This window comes from Streptomyces sp. L500 (assembly GCF_054551825.1).
The window spans coordinates 72,659-88,797 of the sequence record NZ_JBTOLC010000025.1 but is presented as its reverse complement, the minus strand read 5'-3'; the positions used below and the strand labels follow the sequence as shown (position 1 = coordinate 88,797).

General features: G+C 70.4%; 18 protein-coding genes. 12 read left to right on the top strand and 6 right to left on the bottom strand.

The window, feature by feature from the left end; genetic code table 11:
* Both ACX9I7_RS22135 and ACX9I7_RS22130 read left to right on the top strand, forming a co-directional pair.
* A partial coding sequence (locus ACX9I7_RS22135; RefSeq protein ID WP_459388286.1) for an acyl-CoA carboxylase biotin carboxyl carrier protein subunit occupies positions 1-321 on the top strand: 321 nt, incomplete at its 5' end.
* 300 nt (positions 322-621) lie between these two features.
* A complete protein-coding gene (locus tag ACX9I7_RS22130) occupies positions 622-1,707 on the top strand; it encodes a type III polyketide synthase (protein ID WP_387573523.1) in 1,086 nt (361 codons plus the stop codon).
* Between the two features lie 119 nt (positions 1,708-1,826).
* Here ACX9I7_RS22130 and ACX9I7_RS22125 read toward each other — a convergent pair whose 3' ends face one another.
* Together ACX9I7_RS22125 and ACX9I7_RS22120 are read right to left on the bottom strand one after the other, a co-directional pair.
* Complete coding sequence (locus ACX9I7_RS22125) at positions 1,827-2,282, bottom strand: tellurite resistance TerB family protein (RefSeq protein ID WP_459388285.1); 456 nt, start codon at positions 2,280-2,282, stop codon at positions 1,827-1,829.
* Positions 2,283-2,383: 101 nt separating this feature from the next.
* Positions 2,384-3,412: a rod shape-determining protein gene (locus ACX9I7_RS22120; RefSeq protein ID WP_358632369.1), complete on the bottom strand. Its 1,029-nt coding sequence runs from the start codon at positions 3,410-3,412 to the stop codon at positions 2,384-2,386.
* A 302-nt stretch (positions 3,413-3,714) separates the two neighbouring features.
* On the opposite strand from ACX9I7_RS22120, the gene ACX9I7_RS22115 reads away from it, so the two are divergent.
* Positions 3,715-4,047 carry a UBP-type zinc finger domain-containing protein gene (locus ACX9I7_RS22115; protein ID WP_459388284.1) on the top strand — a complete coding sequence of 111 codons (333 nt, stop codon included), beginning with the start codon at positions 3,715-3,717 and terminating at the stop codon, positions 4,045-4,047.
* A gap of 17 nt (positions 4,048-4,064) precedes the next feature.
* On the opposite strand, the gene rpsN is transcribed toward ACX9I7_RS22115, so the two are convergent.
* Together rpsN and rpmB are read right to left on the bottom strand one after the other, a co-directional pair.
* Positions 4,065-4,367: a 30S ribosomal protein S14 gene (gene rpsN, locus ACX9I7_RS22110; protein ID WP_387573530.1), complete on the bottom strand. Its 303-nt coding sequence runs from the start codon at positions 4,365-4,367 to the stop codon at positions 4,065-4,067.
* On the bottom strand, positions 4,367-4,606 hold the full coding sequence (gene rpmB, locus ACX9I7_RS22105) for a 50S ribosomal protein L28 (RefSeq protein ID WP_189457063.1): 240 nt from the start codon (positions 4,604-4,606) through the stop codon (positions 4,367-4,369). Before rpmB ends, rpsN begins: the two co-directional genes overlap by 1 nt.
* A gap of 61 nt (positions 4,607-4,667) precedes the next feature.
* Between rpmB and rpmG the strand changes: the two genes are divergently transcribed.
* The 4 genes from rpmG to ACX9I7_RS22085 all read left to right on the top strand — a co-directional run bounded on the left by rpmG (position 4,668) and on the right by ACX9I7_RS22085 (position 6,743).
* Entirely contained in the window at positions 4,668-4,832 is a 165-nt protein-coding gene (rpmG, locus tag ACX9I7_RS22100; RefSeq protein ID WP_189457061.1) for a 50S ribosomal protein L33, read from the top strand.
* Between the two features lie 6 nt (positions 4,833-4,838).
* Positions 4,839-5,096 (top strand): type B 50S ribosomal protein L31, encoded by a 258-nt coding sequence (locus tag ACX9I7_RS22095; RefSeq protein ID WP_189457059.1) that lies wholly within the window; start codon positions 4,839-4,841, stop codon positions 5,094-5,096.
* The gene (locus tag ACX9I7_RS22090; protein ID WP_459388283.1) at positions 5,096-6,247 is read left to right on the top strand and encodes a GTP-binding protein; all 1,152 of its coding nucleotides are present in this window, start codon (positions 5,096-5,098) and stop codon (positions 6,245-6,247) included. Before ACX9I7_RS22095 ends, ACX9I7_RS22090 begins: the two co-directional genes overlap by 1 nt.
* Before the next feature lie 256 nt (positions 6,248-6,503).
* The gene (locus tag ACX9I7_RS22085) at positions 6,504-6,743 is read left to right on the top strand and encodes a DUF397 domain-containing protein (protein ID WP_358632543.1); all 240 of its coding nucleotides are present in this window, start codon (positions 6,504-6,506) and stop codon (positions 6,741-6,743) included.
* 9 nt (positions 6,744-6,752) lie between these two features.
* Here ACX9I7_RS22085 and ACX9I7_RS22080 read toward each other — a convergent pair whose 3' ends face one another.
* Positions 6,753-7,262 (bottom strand): ATP-binding protein, encoded by a 510-nt coding sequence (locus ACX9I7_RS22080; protein ID WP_459388282.1) that lies wholly within the window; start codon positions 7,260-7,262, stop codon positions 6,753-6,755.
* 312 nt (positions 7,263-7,574) lie between these two features.
* On the opposite strand from ACX9I7_RS22080, the gene ACX9I7_RS22075 reads away from it, so the two are divergent.
* The 5 genes from ACX9I7_RS22075 (at position 7,575) to ACX9I7_RS22055 (ending at position 15,244) form a co-directional block, all read left to right on the top strand.
* Entirely contained in the window at positions 7,575-8,438 is an 864-nt protein-coding gene (locus ACX9I7_RS22075) for a helix-turn-helix domain-containing protein (protein ID WP_387573539.1), read from the top strand.
* A 188-nt stretch (positions 8,439-8,626) separates the two neighbouring features.
* Complete coding sequence (locus ACX9I7_RS22070) at positions 8,627-10,147, top strand: aldehyde dehydrogenase family protein (RefSeq protein WP_459388281.1); 1,521 nt, start codon at positions 8,627-8,629, stop codon at positions 10,145-10,147.
* 73 nt (positions 10,148-10,220) lie between these two features.
* Positions 10,221-10,766 carry a DinB family protein gene (locus tag ACX9I7_RS22065; protein WP_459388280.1) on the top strand — a complete coding sequence of 182 codons (546 nt, stop codon included), beginning with the start codon at positions 10,221-10,223 and terminating at the stop codon, positions 10,764-10,766.
* A gap of 45 nt (positions 10,767-10,811) precedes the next feature.
* The gene (locus ACX9I7_RS22060; RefSeq protein ID WP_387573545.1) at positions 10,812-11,381 is read left to right on the top strand and encodes a PadR family transcriptional regulator; all 570 of its coding nucleotides are present in this window, start codon (positions 10,812-10,814) and stop codon (positions 11,379-11,381) included.
* A gap of 41 nt (positions 11,382-11,422) precedes the next feature.
* Complete coding sequence (locus tag ACX9I7_RS22055; protein WP_459388279.1) at positions 11,423-15,244, top strand: wHTH domain-containing protein; 3,822 nt, start codon at positions 11,423-11,425, stop codon at positions 15,242-15,244.
* On the opposite strand, the gene ACX9I7_RS22050 is transcribed toward ACX9I7_RS22055, so the two are convergent.
* Positions 15,222-16,022: a hypothetical protein gene (locus tag ACX9I7_RS22050; protein WP_459388278.1), complete on the bottom strand. Its 801-nt coding sequence runs from the start codon at positions 16,020-16,022 to the stop codon at positions 15,222-15,224. The genes ACX9I7_RS22055 and ACX9I7_RS22050 overlap by 23 nt on opposite strands.
* Positions 16,023-16,139: the final 117 nt, after the last annotated feature.

The following is a 16,139-nucleotide window of genomic DNA, read 5'->3' as shown; positions in this document are numbered from 1 at the left end:
ACGCTGCCGTCCTCGCTCGGCGCGGGCATCGGCCGCACCCCGGCCGCGGGTGGCGGTGCGCGACCCAAGCGCCGTGCGGCGAAGAAGGCGGGCGCGGCGGCGTCGGGCGACTCGCTGACCTCGCCGATGCAGGGCACGATCGTCAAGGTCGCGGTCGAGGACGGCCAGCAGGTCAACGAGGGTGACCTGGTCGTGGTCCTGGAGGCGATGAAGATGGAGCAGCCGATCAACGCCCACCGCTCCGGCACGGTGAAGGACCTGGCGGCGGAGGTGGGCGCGTCGCTGTCGTCGGGCGCGGTCATCTGCGAGATCAAGGACTGACGAACGACCGACGAGCGACCGACGAGCGCGTCGGACGCGTCGCACGCGCCGGGCGGTACCGGGGGGAGTGCCACGGACCGCCCGGCGCGGCATGTCCTGTCAGTAGCCCGTGCGGGTCCTGTGGACTCCCTGTATGTTCGATGAACGTAAGTGCCGTTTATGGAGATAAGTCCGCTCTTCGGGTGAACTTTCAGAGCATATGTGTGGCGCGCTTCCCGATGCGGCATGCACTGGAAATAGGGTGGCGCGCCATTTCGGCGGCCCTGGGCATCGAGAGAGCGCCGCGACTGGGAGGCCGACATGGCGACATTGTGCAGACCGGCCATCGCTGTCCCCGAGCACGTGATCACGAGGGAGCAGACCCTTGATCTCGCGCGCACCCTGCACGCGGATCACCCCCAGCTGGAGCTGGCGCTCCGGCTGATCGGCAACACGGGCGTGCAGACCAGGCACCTCGTACAGCCGATCGAGGACACCCTCAAACACCCCGGCTTCACCGTGCGGAACGCTCGCTACGAGCGCGAGGCCAAGGCCCGTGTCCCGGCCGTCGTACGGCAGGCGCTCGATCACGCGGAGCTGACGGCGGGTGACATCGACCTGATCGTGTATGTGTCCTGTACGGGCTTCATGATGCCGTCGATGACCGCGTGGCTCATCAACACCATGGACTTCCGCAACGAGACCCGGCAGCTCCCCATCGCCCAGCTCGGCTGTGCGGCCGGCGGCGCCGCGATCAACCGCGCACACGACTTCTGCCGGGCCTACCCCAAGGCGAACGTCCTGATCGTGGCCTGCGAGTTCTGCTCGCTGCTCTACCAGCCCACGGACCTCGGCGTCGGCAATCTGCTCTCCAACGGCCTCTTCGGCGACGCCATCGCCTGCGCGGTGGTGCGCGGCGAGGGCGGCACGGGCGTACGGATCGAGCGGAACGGCTCGCACCTGGTGCCGGACACGGAGGAGTGGATCTCCTACGGGGTGCGGGAGACGGGTTTCCACTTCATCCTGGACAAGCGGGTCCCGGGCACGATGGCCATGCTGGCCCCGGCCATGCGCGACATGGCCGAGCCGTACCAGTGGGACGTCTCCGAGCTCGACTTCTACATCGTCCACGCCGGCGGCCCCCGCATCCTGGACGACCTCAGCCACTATCTCGGCCTGGCTCCAGAAACGTTTCGCTATAGCCGCGAGACGCTCACCGAGCGCGGCAACATCGCGAGCGCCGTCATCTTCGACGCGCTGGAGCGTCTCTTCCAGGACGGCGGGGCGGACGATTCGGCCCGGGGCATCATCGCGGGCTTCGGCCCGGGCATCACGGCCGAGATCGCCCTGGGCACGTGGACGTCGGACCGCGAGCGCGTCCCGGTGGCGGTGCCGCTTTCGGCGTAGCCGCCGCGTTCCGGTCGGCCCGGCTCACCCGGACCGAAGGCCGAATCCAGCCCGTCCGGCGCTTGAGGCCCGGGGGCCCGGGGGCGGAGCCCCCGGGCCCGCCCCCGCTCCCGGACCCGTCAGAGATCGAACTCCGCGGGATTGATCCCGAGCGCGAAGCAGACCTCGCGAACAACAGCCCGCTCCGTCTTGTCGAAGTCCCCGTCCGCCCCGCCGATGACGATGCCGATCTGAACGACCGCACGCGCCTCGGTCGGCTTCTTATGGACCTTGCCGATGGTCTGGAGAACGCTGACCTTGCCGAACTCGAAATCGGTCGACAGCTTCTGGCAGTAGTCGTTGAAACGGGCCTGGAGATCGTCGACGGGGAAGTTCCGCAGAACGTCGTTGGTGGCGATCAGCGAGGCGACGCGCTGTCGCTCGGAAGCGTCGATCGAACCGTCAGCGGCCGCCACCAGAGCGCACATTGCCATGCTCGCGTCACGGAATGCGCCGCTCTTGAGCTCGTTCTTCTTCGCCAGCAGCTGGCCCTGCATTGTCGTGGCCGAATCCTTGAACCGGTCCCAGAGCGCCATGTGCGTAAATCTCCTTGTGAATACGGGGATGCACTGGCAGAACTGTTGAGACGGGTAAAGAAGTTCCCAAGTGGGCCTACGGGGTCAACCGGCTTACGCGATCAACTGCGAGCCGCGTCGAGGTGAAGTGGCTTGATCTTTCCCTCGATCATCGCGCCCAGCCCGATGACGGAACACACATCGGGATTGTCGGCGATCTGCACCATCATGCCCGTGGCCTGCTCGATCATCGTGTCCAGTCCAGGGAGACGCGCGCTGCCACCCGCGAGCATGATGCCGCGGTCGGCGAGGTCGGCGACCAGATCGGGCGGGCACTCGCGCAGCACCCGGCCGATCGCGTCGAGAACGGCCGTGAGCGGGCTGTGGATGGCCTCGCGGACGTGCGCGGTGTTCACGAGCACCGTGCGCGACAGCCCCGTGGCCACGTCGCGCCCGCGCACCTCCGCCTCGCAGCCCATCCGCGCCGGGTCGTAGAGCGCGAGGTGCAACGGGTGGAGCCCCTGGGAGGGCAGCATCAGCTCGTGGACGCTGCGCAGGTGCTGGATGACGGCGTAGTCGATGGCGTCCCCGCCGATCGCCACCTTCTCGGCGGCGACGATGGCGCCGAGCGAGAGCACGGCGACCTGGGTGGAGGCGGCGCCGCACACCACGATCATCGTCGCCTCCGGCCGCTCGACGGGCAGCCCGCAGCCGACGGCGGCGGCGATGAGCGTGTCGACGAGCTCGACGCGACGGGAGCCCAGGGCGCTCAGCACCTCCACGGCCGCCCGCTGGGCGATCGGCTCGGCGTCGTGCGGCAGGCAGACGGCGGCCCGCAGCATCGGCTTGCGCCGCCAGGCCCGGCGGATCTTGTCGTTGACGAGGAAGCGCAGCATCCGCTGGGCCATGTCGATGTCGACCACCGTGCCACCGGAGATGGGCCGCACGACCTTGATGTGCTCCGGCGTCCGCCCGGCCATCCCCCCGGCGAGCGAGCCCACCGCGATCAGCGACCCCGTCCGGGAATTGACGGCGGCGAGGCTCGGCTCGTCCACGATCAGCCCGCTGTCCTTGAGGTAGACGCGGGTGCGGGACGCGCCGAGGTCGACGGCGACGGTGCAACGGGAGAGCTGCTCGAGGCTGAGGGTCATCACGGTCCTGCCCTGGGGTGCGCGATGGATGGGACGTGCGGCCATCGTGCAAGGCGGCGCGCCGCGCTGCCCGCCGAAATGGGCTGCACGGGCGCATGGGCGCGCCCGAAAGAGCGGGTGGTGCGAGCGGCGGTGAGAGCAGGGGCCGAGCGGGGCCGAGCGGAGGCGAGCGGGGGCGGATACGGGCACCCCCGTAGCCCGTGTCCGCACCCCGGCTCACGGGAAGGAGTCTGCCAGCCCCCACTGACAATCCCCGTGACCTCGGCTTTCGCCCCGGCGCGGAGGGGCCTACGCTCGAAGGTATGACCGAGCCGCTCTCCTGGCGGGTCGCCGCGGACCTCGAAGGCCGTCCGACGGACCGGTCCTGCACCCATCTGGCGCAGACCGCGCACGAGGTGACCCCGAGCACGACGGAAGGCTGCGAGGACTGCCTGCGCATCGGCGCGACGTGGGTGCACCTCCGCGAATGCCTCACCTGCGGCCACGTCGGCTGCTGTGACAGCTCTCCCCACCACCACGCGACCACTCACGCGCGTGAGAACGCCGGCCACGACGTCGCCCGGTCCTTCGAACCGGGCGAGACGTGGGCGTGGTGCTACGCGGACGAGGTGCTGCTGCTACCGCCGCCGCCGTAGGACTTCCAGCGGAGCGTTTAGCTCCCCTTCCGCACCCCCGGCAGATACCCCGCGTGCGCCAACCCCCGCAGCGAAACCCGCGACACCCCGAACGCCCGCAGGTACCCCCGGGGCCGCCCGTCCACCGCGTCCCGGTTCCGCACCCGTGTCGCGCTCGCGTCACGCGGCTGGCGCTGCAGCTCGCGCTGCGCGTCCTGCCGCGCGTCCGCCGTCGTCCGCGGATCCCGGATGACGGCCTTCAGGAGCGCCCGCCGCGCCGCGTACCGCGCGACGACGACCTTCCGGGCCTCGTTCTTCACGATCTTGCTCTTCTTCGCCATCAGACCTTCCCTCCCCGGGCCCGGATGCGGGCCACGGCCGCCTCGACGCCGATCGCGTCGACGGTCTTGATCCCCTTCGCGCTGAGCGTGAGCCGCACATGGCGGCCCTCGCTCGCGAGCCAGTAGCGCTTGCGTTGCACGTTGGGGTCGAAGCGGCGCGACGTGCGGCGGTGGGAGTGGGAGACGGAGTTGCCGAAGCCGGGCTTTCGCCCGGTCAGCTGGCAGTGAGCGGCGGACATGACAGAGGGCCCTCCCCATCTCGGCTAATGAAAATGGAAACCATTTCTGTATAGTAGCCCCATGCCCCGCAACGACCTACGCCCCGTCATCAAGCTCCGCTCCACCGCCGGCACCGGCCACACCTACGTGACCCGCAAGAACCGCCGTAACAACCCCGAGCGCCTCGAACTCCGCAAGTACGACCCCGTCGCCCGCCGCCACGTGACCTTCCGAGAGGAGCGCTGACCCGCCATGAAGCCCGGAATCCACCCGCCCTACGGCCCCGTCGTCTTCCGCGACCGCGCCGCCGACTTCGCCTTCCTCACCCGCTCGACGGCCACCAGCGACAAGACGATCGAGTGGGAGGACGGCAACACCTACCCCGTCGTCGACGTCGAGATCTCCTCCGCGAGCCACCCCTTCTACACGGGCACCGCGCGCGTCCTGGACACCGCGGGCCGCGTGGAACGCTTCGAACGCCGCTACGGCAATCGCAAAGGCGCGAGCTGATGCGTGAGTTGCCCGTCGTCCTCGTGGCCGGCATCCACGCCGACGCCCGTCGCACCGTGGTCGACAGCCTCCTGCGCACCGTCCCCGGCTCCGTCGCGCTCCACCACGACCTGTCGACGGCGGCGGCCACGGGCACCGTCCGCCGGACCGTGCGCGACCGCTCCGGCACGCTCGACGCCGGCGAGACGCCGCTCGTCAACGACTGCGCCTGCTGCGCCCTGCGCGAGGACCTGATCCCCGAGCTGGAACGCCTCGCCGGGCTCGGCGTCCACCGCCTGGCCGTCGTCGAGCTGTGGGACTCCGTCGAGCCCAAGGCCATGGCGGAGGTCGTGGCCGCGCACGGCGGCCCGGACACCCGGCTCTCCGGCGTGTTCACGGCCGTCGACCCGGCCCTCGTGCTGCCGACGCTCGCGGGCGGCGACGACCTCGCCGAGGCCGGGATCGCCGCTGCCCCGACCGACCGGCGCACCGTGGGCGACACCTTCGCCCGGCAGTTGGAGTACGTCTCCGTACTGGCCCTGGCGCACGGCACCGAGGAGGCGGACGAGAGCGACCACGCCCTGCTGTGCCAACTCGCCCCCGCCGCACGCCGTATTCCGGCCGAATCCGTGGAGCTGGCCGCCGCGGCCGTCGCCGGGTTCGACGTGGAGGCGGCCGCCGCGCGCCTCCACCCGGCGTGCGCGCTGCTGCCGCAGGCCGCCGACGCGCACGGCGTGGCCACGCTCGCCTGGCGCCGCGACCGGCCGTTCCACCCGGGCCGGCTCTACGCCGCCCTGGAGGACCTGACCTGCGCGGCGGCCCGCAGCCGGGGCAGGTTCTGGCTGGCGGACCGGCCCGACACGCTGTTGTCGTGGGACGCGGCGGGCGGCGCCCTGTGCGTCGAGAACGCCGGTCCCTGGCTGGCCGCGCTGCCGGACGCCGCCTGGGAGATGGTGCCCGCCGAGCGCCGTGTGGCCGCGGCCCTGGACTGGCATCCGGAGCATGGCGACCGCTCCCAGTACCTCACGTTCACCTCGCCCGGCCTCAACGGTGAAGAGCTGTGCTCACTGCTGGAGTCGTGCCTGCTCACGGACGCCGAGTACGCGGGCGGCCCGGCCGCGTGGCGCCGGCTGCCCCGGGCGTTCGACGAGCTCCTCGACCCGGTTTCATGAGCCGGTTCATGACCCGGTTTCATGAGCCGGCGCCCAGTCGTCCGCAGAATCTTGAATTCCCCTATTCCGGAGCGGGCCCGGACGGACGTTCGTCTTCCGCGAAGAAGTCGTGAAGTAGTGGCGGGAACACCCTGAGTGCACGTGCATCGGCTCATGCAGAGGCACATGAACGCGGCTATGATCCGGAGCAGTTGCCATCCTCGAATCCATGTTCTGCGGATGAGGGTGCCCCCTGCAAATGATCCGGGAGAGTCCAGTGCCCCAGGCGTACAACGGCATGGCCGCCTCGGACATCGAAGATGTCGAATGGCGAAAGAGCCGGCACTCCAACTCCCAGGGCTCCTGCGTGGAGTTCGCCAAGCTGCCGGGTGGCGGGGTCGCCGTGCGCAACTCCCGCCACCCGGACGGTCCGGCGCTCGTGTACACACCCGCCGAGATCGAAGCCATGGTGCTGGGCATCAAGGACGGCGAATTCGACTACCTGCTGCGCGACTAACCCCGTGATCTAGTCGCGGTCGCGCGGTAGCCGGAACAGAGCCCAGACGACTTTGCCGTGCAGCGCGCCCGCCAGCGGGTGCCAGCCCCAGGCGTCGCTGAACGACTCGACCAGGTACAGCCCGCGCCCGCACTCGTCCCCGGCGCCGGCCTCGCCCACGACCGGACCCGACTCGCTCGGATCGCGTACCGCGCACACGAGCCGCGACGTCCAGCGCATCAGATGCAGACGTACGGGCGTCTCGTACTCCCCGACGACCCCGTACTCCCCCGACGAGGCCGCCGGCATGGCGTACCGCATCGAGTTGGTCACCAGCTCGCTGACGACGAGCGCCACCTCATCGAAAAGCCCGATCAGATCCCATCGATCGAGCGTGTTCCGGGTGAATTTCCGAGCGCTTCCGACCGCTTCGAAGTGGGGTGGGAGCGAACAGGAGGCCGAAGTGGAGGCTGCGGATGGATCGATCGTGGGCAGCCCTCTCCATAAGGGGGAGAGCACAGTCGATCCTTCGGTACCCATTCGAGGCACTCCTGGCAGTCGAGTACGTGACGTGCACGTGTGCGAGCTCCATGGTTGCCAATGCGCCCGGCGGATGCAAGGGCAGATGCACGTGCACGCGGTGGATTTGGGGGCGCACAGGATGGTTGGCGTGCAATTCTCCCTACGCCCCCTGCGGTAGAGCTCCTGCCCGTGGCTGGTCTGCGTAACCGTGCATGCACTCAACGAAGCCCGAAGATGGCAGACTTCGGCGCCGGGGGTAGCGGGGGTCGCCCTCAGAGAGGCGCGGAAACGACACACCGGAACAGGACCGGAAGAGGAAGGGTCCCAGAGATGGCCACGAGCGAGTCGAGCGGATCCGTGGTGCGACGCATACTCCTGGGCTCGCAGCTCAGGAGGCTGCGCGAGTCGCGCGGCATCACGCGCGAGGCGGCCGGCTACTCGATCCGAGCGTCCGAGTCGAAGATCAGCCGTATGGAGTTGGGCCGGGTGAGCTTCAAGGCACGGGATGTGGAGGATCTGCTCACCCTCTACGGGGTCACGGACGGTTCCGAGCGCGAGGCCCTGCTGGGCCTCGCCCGCGAGGCCAATGTCGCCGGATGGTGGCACAGTTACGGCGATGTGCTCCCGGGGTGGTTCCAGACGTACGTGGGGCTGGAGGGTGCCGCCTCCGACATCTCGATCTACGAGGTGCAGTTCGTCCACGGCCTGCTCCAGACCGAGGGCTACGCCCACGCCGTGGTGGTGCGCGGCCAGCCCAACGCCGACGAGGCGGAGATCGAGCGCCGGGTCTCGCTGCGCATGGAGCGTCAGAAGCTGCTGTTCTCCGAGCGCGCGCCCCGCTTCCACGCCGTCCTCGACGAGGCGGCCCTCCACCGTCCGTACGGTGGTGAAACGGTCATGCGCAACCAGCTCCAGCACCTCGCCGACATCTCCGAGCAGCCCAATGTGACGCTCCAGGTGATGCCCTTCGCCCACGGCGGACACGCCGCCGAGAGCGGCGCCTTCACGATGCTGCGCTTCCCCGAGTCGGACCTCTCCGACGTCGTCTACCTGGAGCAGCTGACCAGCGCGCTCTACCTCGACAAGGCCGAGGAAGTGGCCCAGTACGCCCGGGTCATGGACCGGCTCCACGAGGACAGCCTCTCCCCGGAGAAGACCCGCGATCTGATTGCGCGGCGTCTTCAACTCCTGTGACACATCAGTACGATGACGTCTCAGCGACACGTCATGGACGCGACACTGGCGCGACGCCCTGGTGCGGCAGTGGCGCGCCATCGACGCGACATGGAGCGGCATGGAAGAGCGGTGCGCCAACGCGACGCACTCGACGCACCTCATGACGGGCGCCCCGGGCGCCCCGCATTTCGCAGACGGGATGGCGCATGTCCGACGGCACGCACGGATCGCACGGCACGCACGGTTCGCATGGATCGTCCAGTGGCTACGGTTCCTGTTTCGACACCCTGGGCGCCCAGTACATCGACGGCGAGTGGCGGGCCGGCACCGGCTCCTGGGACATCGTCGACTTCAACCCCTACGACGGCGAGAAGCTCGCCTCGATCACGGTCGCCGGCGTCGACGAGATCGACCAGGCGTACCGCGCCGCCGAGCGGGCCCAGCCCGCCTGGGCCGCCGTCAATCCCTACCGCCGCCGCCTGGTCTTCGAACGCGCCCTGCGCGTCATCGACGACAACGAGGCCGAACTGACCGCCGCCATCACCGCCGAGTGCGGCGGCACGGCCGTCAAGGCCGCCTTCGAGCTCCACCTGGCCAGAGAGTTCTTACGGGAGGCCATCCAGCTCGCGCTGCGCGCCGAGGGCCGCATCCTGCCCGCGCCGGACGACACCCGCGAGAACCGCCTCTACCGCGTCCCGGTCGGGGTCGTCGGGGTGATCAGTCCCTTCAACTTCCCCTTCCTCCTCTCGATCAAGTCCGTCGCCCCGGCCCTGGCCCTCGGCAACGCCGTCGTGCTCAAGCCCCACCAGAACACGCCGATCTGCGGCGGCGGCCTGGTCGCCAAGCTCTTCGAGGACGCCGGCCTCCCCGGGGGCGTCCTCAACGTCGTCGTCACCGACATAGCGGAGATCGGCGACGCGCTCATCGAGCACCCCGTGCCCAAGGTGATCTCCTTCACCGGCTCCGACAAGGTCGGCCGCCACGTCGCCACCGTCGCCGCCGCGCACTTCAAGCGGACCGTCCTCGAACTCGGCGGCAACAGCGCCCTGATCGTCCTCGACGACGCGGACGTCGACTACGCCGTGGACGCCGCTGTTTTCAGTCGTTTTATCCATCAGGGGCAGGTCTGCATGGCCGCCAACCGTGTGCTGGTGGACCGGGCCGTCGAGCGTGAGTTCACCGAGAAGTTCGTGGCCAAGGTACGGACCCTGAAGGTCGGCGACCCCGGCGACCCGGCTACGCACATCGGCCCCCTCATCAACTCCGGCCAGGCGGAGGCCATCGCCAGCCTGGTGGACCAGACCGTCGCGGACGGCGCCACCGCCCTCGTCCACGGCCGGGCGGACGGCACCCTCGTCGGCCCCTCCGTCCTCACGGGGCTGCCGGCGGACTCCCCGATCCTGGCCCAGGAGATCTTCGGCCCCGTCGCCCTGATCATCCCCTTCGACGGCGAGGAGGAGGCGGTCCGGCTCGCCAACGCGACCCCCTACGGGCTGAGTGGCGCCGTGCACACGGGTGATGTGGAACGAGGCGTCCGGGTGGCCCGGCGGATCGACACCGGGATGATCCACGTCAACGACTCGACCGTGCACGACGAGGCGATCGTGCCGTTCGGCGGCGAGAAGCACTCGGGCGTGGGCCGGCTGAACGGCGACTCGATGGTGGAGGTCTTCACGACGACGAAGTGGATCTCGATCCAGCACGGCCGGAGCGAGTTCCCCTTCTAGGACGGCCCCTGACCTACATCAGCCCTACTGTGCCTGTGTCGCAAGAAACCGACGAGAAACACAGGGGGATCCCATGCCCATCCATGTCGTCGAGAAGGACGTCACCGACGAGCGCGGCACGCTGCTGGCCTTCCTGGCGGGCCAGCGCGGCGGCGTCCGCCGCGCACTCCTGGGCCTGACGGCCGAGCAGGCGGCGTCCGTGCCGAGCGCCAGCGAGATGTCGCTGCACGCGCTCCTCAAGCACGTGATCCAGGCCGAGACCGGCTGGATCGAGTGGGCGAAGGGCAACGTGCCCAAGTCCTTCGAGGAGACGACGGAGCGCTGGCAGCAGGGCTGGCGCCCGACCGAGGAGGAGACCGTCGAGGCCCTCCTCGCCCGCTGGGACGAGGTCGCGGCGGCGACCGAGCGATTCATCCGCTCGGTGGATCTGGAGAGCACCTTCGAGCTGCCGCCGGCCCCGTGGTTCCCGAAGGAGTCCAGCCTGTCCATGCGCTGGCTCCTGCTCCACCTCATCGAGGAGATCGCACGCCACGCGGGCCACGCCGACATCATCCGCGAGACGATCGACGGGAAGACCGCCTTCGAGCTGGTGGCCCAGGAGGATGGCGAGGACGCCTAGGCTGGCTCGCGGCGGGGGCCGATCGAAGAGGAGACCGGAGCGAAGATGTCGGCCATCCGGCTGCTGGTCCTGGGCGCCGTCCGACAGCACGGCCGCGCCCACGGCTACCAGGTCCGCGGCGACCTGGAGATGTGGGGCGCCCAGGAATGGTCGAGCGCCCAGCCGGGCTCGATCTACCACGCGCTCAAGGCCATGGCCAAGCAGGGCCTCCTGGTCGCCCACGACACCGCCCCCAGCGAGGCGGGCGGCCCCCCGCGCACGGAGTACGAGCTGACGGAGGCGGGCGAGGCGGAGTACTTCGCCCTGCTCCGCGCGTCCCTCGTCGCCCACGACCAGAAGACCGACGTCCTCACGGCGGGCGTCGGCTTCCTCGTCGACCTGCCGCGCGCCGAGGCCATCGCCCTCCTCCGGCAGCGCGTGGCCGCGCTGGAGGAATGGCGCGCCGACATCGACCGCCGCTGGACCCCGGCCGAGGGCGAGGACTGGGGCCACATCGCCGAGATCGGCACCCTCTGGCGCACCCTCGCCGAGGCCCGCGAGACCTGGGCCCGCGGCCTGATCGCCCGCCTGGAGGCGGGCGCGTACGTGATGGCGGGGGAGGGCGGGCCCTCCTGACTCTACGCTGGTTCCCCACTGTTGTGGGGAGGGCGGAGCGCGTGCAACGGGACGGTACGAACAACTACGTCAGTCACTCGAAGGCCGAAGTCTTCATCATGGGACGGGACATCAACGTCGCGGGCGCACTCTCGCCCTCGCCCCCCTCCGCCGACGACTGGGTGGACCTGGCCGTCCGTTCGACGGCGTGGCGCCACGTACCGGCCGACCGCGACGCGTCCTTCTTCCGTGAGCGCGTCGCCGAGACCGTCGCGGCCCTGGCCCGCCTCCGGGACGAGGCGGAGGGCGAGCTCGCCGACGACCCCTGGCGGGACGACGCCGTCGTGCCGCGCTTCGCGGAGAGCGTGGAGTGGCTGCTGGGAGAGCCGGGGCCCGAGTGCCGGCTCGACCTCTACCCGGCGGAGGCGGCCCTGCTGGTCCTGATGCCGTTCGTGTACCGAGTGCAGACCCTGCGCCTGGCGGCTTCCTTACGGGCACGGGTCGACCCGAAGCGCCTGGACAGGCATCCCGGGCCGGGCCCCGAGCGCGCGTCGTTCGAGGTGTTCGCCGAGGGGCACGACCTGCTCGTCAAGCGCGCCCTCCAGCACCCCGAGGCAGCGGAATCCATCGGCTGGTGGCTGTTCCACCGATGGCTGGCGCTGCGGGAAGAGTTCTCGGACGGGGCGACGGTCCGGACGCTATGGGAGGCGGTCGGCGCCCCGGCCGACGCGCTGGGGGAGACCCTGGACCCACGCAGGGTCTGCCGCCTCCTCCACGGCCTCCGCCGCGGCCCCGACGTCTGCAACCGCGAATACCTCGACGAACTCCCCGCCGACGACGCCGCCGGAGTACGAGGCGGCGGCCCCCAGCGCATCCGCGACCAGCGGCTCGCCCTCCTCCTCGCCCTCGCCCACGGCGCGAGCCGCGAGATCACCGCCCTGCCGCAGATCGTCGTGGAGCACCTGGGCATTCCCCACCCCGTGGACCTCGTCCAGTTGCGCCGCACGCTGGAAAGATCCCGCTGGGGCGGCTCCCACGACCTCCCGGTCCTCCACGCCGAATGCCACCACGAGGCCGTCATCGAGGGCCTCCGCGCCTACACGGACCGCACGGACACCCTCCTGGCCGCCGTCCGCCGCACCGCCCGCGAACGCGTCACCCAGCCCGTGCCCGCCCTCCCGGCCCGCCTGTCGGCGGACGGCGTGACCCCGGCGGAGGACGTCTTCACCGGCTGGGCCAGCTTCCGCCTCGACGAACGCCGCGTCCGCGACCTCCTCATGGGCGTCCAGCTCTACCGCGACCGTGACCTCGCCGTCCGCGAGCTCTACCAGAACGCCCTGGACGCCTGCCGCTACCGCCGCGCCCGCACGGAATACCTGGACCGGACGCGGGACGCCACGTACACGTACGACGGCCGGATCGACTTCGAGCAGGGGACGGACGACGACGGCCGCGAGTACGTCGAGTGCCGCGACAACGGCGTCGGCATGGGGGAGTCGGAGCTTCGCGGGGTCTTCTCCCAGGCGGGCTCGCGCTTCGTCGACCAGCTCGACTTCAAGCTGGAACGGGCGGGCTGGGCGGAGGCCGTTCCACCGGTGGAGCTGTTCCCCAACAGCCGTTTCGGCATCGGCGTGCTGAGCTATTTCATGCTCGCTGATGAGATCCGGGTGACGACGTGCCGGATGGACGCGCGGGGGCGGCTGGGGCCGCTGCTCCGGGTGTCGATCTATGGCCCGGGCCACTTGTTCCGCATCGAGCGGCTGGAGGAACGGGGGAAGGAAGCGGGGACGCAGGTCCGGCTCTTCCTGCGGGACGGGACCGACTCGTCGTGCCTGACGACCCTCGAACGACTGCTGGGAATTGCCGAGTTCCCTACCGAAGCCCGCCACGGCGAGCGCAGCAGAACGTGGCAGCCCGGCCGGCTCACGCCACGCGAGGCCCCGGACCGGGAACGCTTCGGGCTGAACGCCCACGGTGCGCTGGTCGAGTGGCCGGAGGCCCCGGACGGTGCCCAGGTCTTCTGGTGCGAGAACGGGGGCGGACTGCTGGTGGACGGGCTGGTCGTCCAGCCCGAGATCCGGCGCGGTGTGCTCTCGGCGGACGGCCACTCGGGGTTGCGCGGGGCGGTGGTCAACCTCTGCGGAGCACACGCACCGGGGCGGCTCTCCGTCGACCGGTCCAGGGTGCTGGACGATGTCTCGGGGCAACTGGCGGACCTGCTGGGGCGGGCGCTGAAGAGCCTGCTCGCGAGCGACGAGGCGCTGCCGAGCTATGCGTGGATCTGCCATATCGCGGAGTCCAGCCACCGGCTGGCCGACATGATCACCAAGGCGGTCGGCGAGGCGGGGCGGCTGCTGACCTTCCGTGGCTGCGATGTCGACATGGCCACGGCCGGGTGCCTCCCGTCCGACATGGAGTTCCTGCCCGGGGGCGTTTTCGGGGACGGCGACCGGCGCAAGAACGCGCCGGGTCTGCCATGGACGAGAGCCATCGGCATCCCACCGGACCACGTCCTGCTCTGGCGGATCGCCGCGCACGGGCCCAGCGCTGCCCTGACGCTCCTGGAGGAAGCGTGTCCGGAGCTTCGTGACGTTCGGGTGCGCCCCGCCCTGCCCTCCGACATCTTGCTGCTCTCCCGGAAGGGCACGTCGGTCCAGTACCGGCACTGGAACCTTCGCATGGGGTGGAGCAGGCACCTCCGAGACTGCTTGGCCACGGCGGACGAGCTCGGTATCACCTGGCAGTCCGCCGCCCAGCGCGCCGCCCAGCTGGGGGTCCGGCCCCTCGACCGGCCCGTGGCGGTGGACGAACTGCGGAGCGCCGCCCGTTTCATGGGCGTGGGCGTCGAAGAAGCGGCCGCCCGCTGGAGAGACGCCGGCGTTCCGGTCCGGGAAGCGGTGGTGACGCTCGCCGCGGCCGCCGATCACGATTCCCTGATCGGCCTGGACCTGGCTCCGGCCGGTCACAGTACGGGGTGGCTGGAACCCGATGAGACCGTCCCTCCCGGGCACATCGCCAAGGCCAGTCTGACGCTGGGCATTCCCGTGCCCGTGGTGTGCGCGAGGCTCGACGCGTACGGTCTGCGATACGACGCCGCCTGCCTGCCGGACCGGTCGGATGCCAGGGTCGTGACACTGCTGAGCCAGGAAGCCAACGGGAAATACCCGTGGCGCACCCACGCGAAGCCGATTCCTGCGGGCCAGGTGCTCGAGAGCGCCGTCAAACTGGGGATCCCGCCGGGCCAACTGCTGGCCGAGCTCGCCTATCTCGGCTTCCGTACTCCCTCGGAGTTCCCTGCCGACGCCAACGCCGATGACATCCAGCTGCTGCGTGACGACAACGGCTATCTGCGGCCCGGAAAGGGGGTCCTCTATTGGCACGTTCTGCGCGAAGGCGGCCGCTCGCCGCAGGAGAACATCGACCGGCTGCGTGATTACGGCATCGGTGTCCCGCTCACTCTCCCGTCCGCGCCGACTCGGCTGGACGAGGAACTGCTGGCACACGAAAACCTGTGGTGGGAGATCGACACGGAGAATCCCGTCCCCTTCGCCCATGTCGTGAACGCCGCCGAGGCGCTGCGGACAGCGCCGGAGGAAGTGGCCTGGCACCTCCGTGGATACGGGGTCCGGCTCTCACGGGACGATCTGCCGGAGGGCCTGAGCTTCGCCGAAGCGCGCGCGTTGATCAGAAAGGGCGAGCACGACATGGATCTGCGGATCTCGGGTACGTTGCGGGGCTTCGACCTCCGGGATCTCCTGCAGGCCTCGCTCCGACTCGGCCACCCCCTGAACCAGATCACCACCTGGCTTCAGGAGTTGGGCCTGCGGGTCGACCCGGCGGCCGACACCATCCGAGCGGCGCTCAGGCTCGTCCCCCGCGCTTGATCCCCGCCCTGATCCGGGCAACGTGGGCCCGTACGACCACCCCGTGCTGCGCGCTCACCCCGGCATCCGGCACGTCCACGCCCCGACAGACGCGACAGAGCCCGCCGGAGAGGGCTTCCGGGCGGCCGGGTGTGCGGCAGGAGGTGCACTCCATGATGCGGCGGCCCGAAGGCGCTGACGGCAGGGGTGGTTCCGGCGGCAGCTTCTCCCTGAGCCGCCTTCGGGTGAAAGCGGCGGGGGAGTGGACGGAGGCCGGGAGCCCGGCGGTGAGGGTGGCGATGAGCTGGGCGGGTGGGATGCCGCGTGCCAGCCATTCCGCAGCGAGGGGTTCGAGGTCGGCGCACTCTCTCGCCGAGAGGGCGAGTCGGGGGTCGGCGAGGCCGAGGGTGGCGAGGGCGTCGTAGGCGGCGGAGCGCTGCGGTGTCGCGTCGGGCTGCGGCTCGTCGCCCTCGTTCAGCCAGCGCTCCCACCACGCGTCGCTGCGCGCCGTTCGAGAGAAGTACGTGCGGAAGACCCACTGTGTGGTGCCGTCACCGGCAGGCTCGCGGACGCGGCGCAGGTGGCCCGCCTCGGAGAGGTTGTTGAGGGCGGTGCGGACGGCCTGCTGCCCGTAGGGCAGCTCCTTGGCCAGCGTCTTCGCGTCCATCGCGGCGCCGTCGGGGAGCCGGTCGATGTGGGAGGCGATGTACGCCTCGCGGGCGGGGAGGTGGGCGAACGTGTGGGGGTCGCGTGGGGCCTGGCCGGGGGCGGAGCGTTTTCCGTAGCCGGGGGAGGCCATGGGGGGACTAATGTTGGCGTCAGCCATGGGATCGATTCCTAATGCTTGGCGATCTTGATGGTCAGACCCCCGTTCGGTGTTGGAGCACCGGCGGGGGTCGCTTGTTGCTGCGCACGC

Bases quoted from the DNA above. Each gene is read 5' to 3' on its own strand.
- ACX9I7_RS22065 (WP_459388280.1), top strand. From the start codon at position 10,221: ATGCCCATCCATGTCGTCGAGAAGGACGTCACCGACGAGCGCGGCACG.
- ACX9I7_RS22120 (WP_358632369.1), bottom strand. From the start codon at position 3,412: ATGACCCTCAGCCTCGAGCAGCTCTCCCGTTGCACCGTCGCCGTCGAC.
- ACX9I7_RS22095 (WP_189457059.1), top strand. From the start codon at position 4,839: ATGAAGCCCGGAATCCACCCGCCCTACGGCCCCGTCGTCTTCCGCGAC.
- ACX9I7_RS22080 (WP_459388282.1), bottom strand. From the start codon at position 7,262: ATGGGTACCGAAGGATCGACTGTGCTCTCCCCCTTATGGAGAGGGCTG.
- ACX9I7_RS22060 (WP_387573545.1), top strand. From the start codon at position 10,812: ATGTCGGCCATCCGGCTGCTGGTCCTGGGCGCCGTCCGACAGCACGGC.
- ACX9I7_RS22125 (WP_459388285.1), bottom strand. From the start codon at position 2,282: ATGGCGCTCTGGGACCGGTTCAAGGATTCGGCCACGACAATGCAGGGC.
- ACX9I7_RS22050 (WP_459388278.1), bottom strand. From the start codon at position 16,022: ATGGCCTCCCCCGGCTACGGAAAACGCTCCGCCCCCGGCCAGGCCCCA.
- ACX9I7_RS22090 (WP_459388283.1), top strand. From the start codon at position 5,096: ATGCGTGAGTTGCCCGTCGTCCTCGTGGCCGGCATCCACGCCGACGCC.
- ACX9I7_RS22115 (WP_459388284.1), top strand. From the start codon at position 3,715: ATGACCGAGCCGCTCTCCTGGCGGGTCGCCGCGGACCTCGAAGGCCGT.
- rpmB (WP_189457063.1), bottom strand. From the start codon at position 4,606: ATGTCCGCCGCTCACTGCCAGCTGACCGGGCGAAAGCCCGGCTTCGGC.
- rpmG (WP_189457061.1), top strand. From the start codon at position 4,668: ATGCCCCGCAACGACCTACGCCCCGTCATCAAGCTCCGCTCCACCGCC.
- ACX9I7_RS22075 (WP_387573539.1), top strand. From the start codon at position 7,575: ATGGCCACGAGCGAGTCGAGCGGATCCGTGGTGCGACGCATACTCCTG.
- rpsN (WP_387573530.1), bottom strand. From the start codon at position 4,367: ATGGCGAAGAAGAGCAAGATCGTGAAGAACGAGGCCCGGAAGGTCGTC.
- ACX9I7_RS22130 (WP_387573523.1), top strand. From the start codon at position 622: ATGGCGACATTGTGCAGACCGGCCATCGCTGTCCCCGAGCACGTGATC.
- ACX9I7_RS22070 (WP_459388281.1), top strand. From the start codon at position 8,627: ATGTCCGACGGCACGCACGGATCGCACGGCACGCACGGTTCGCATGGA.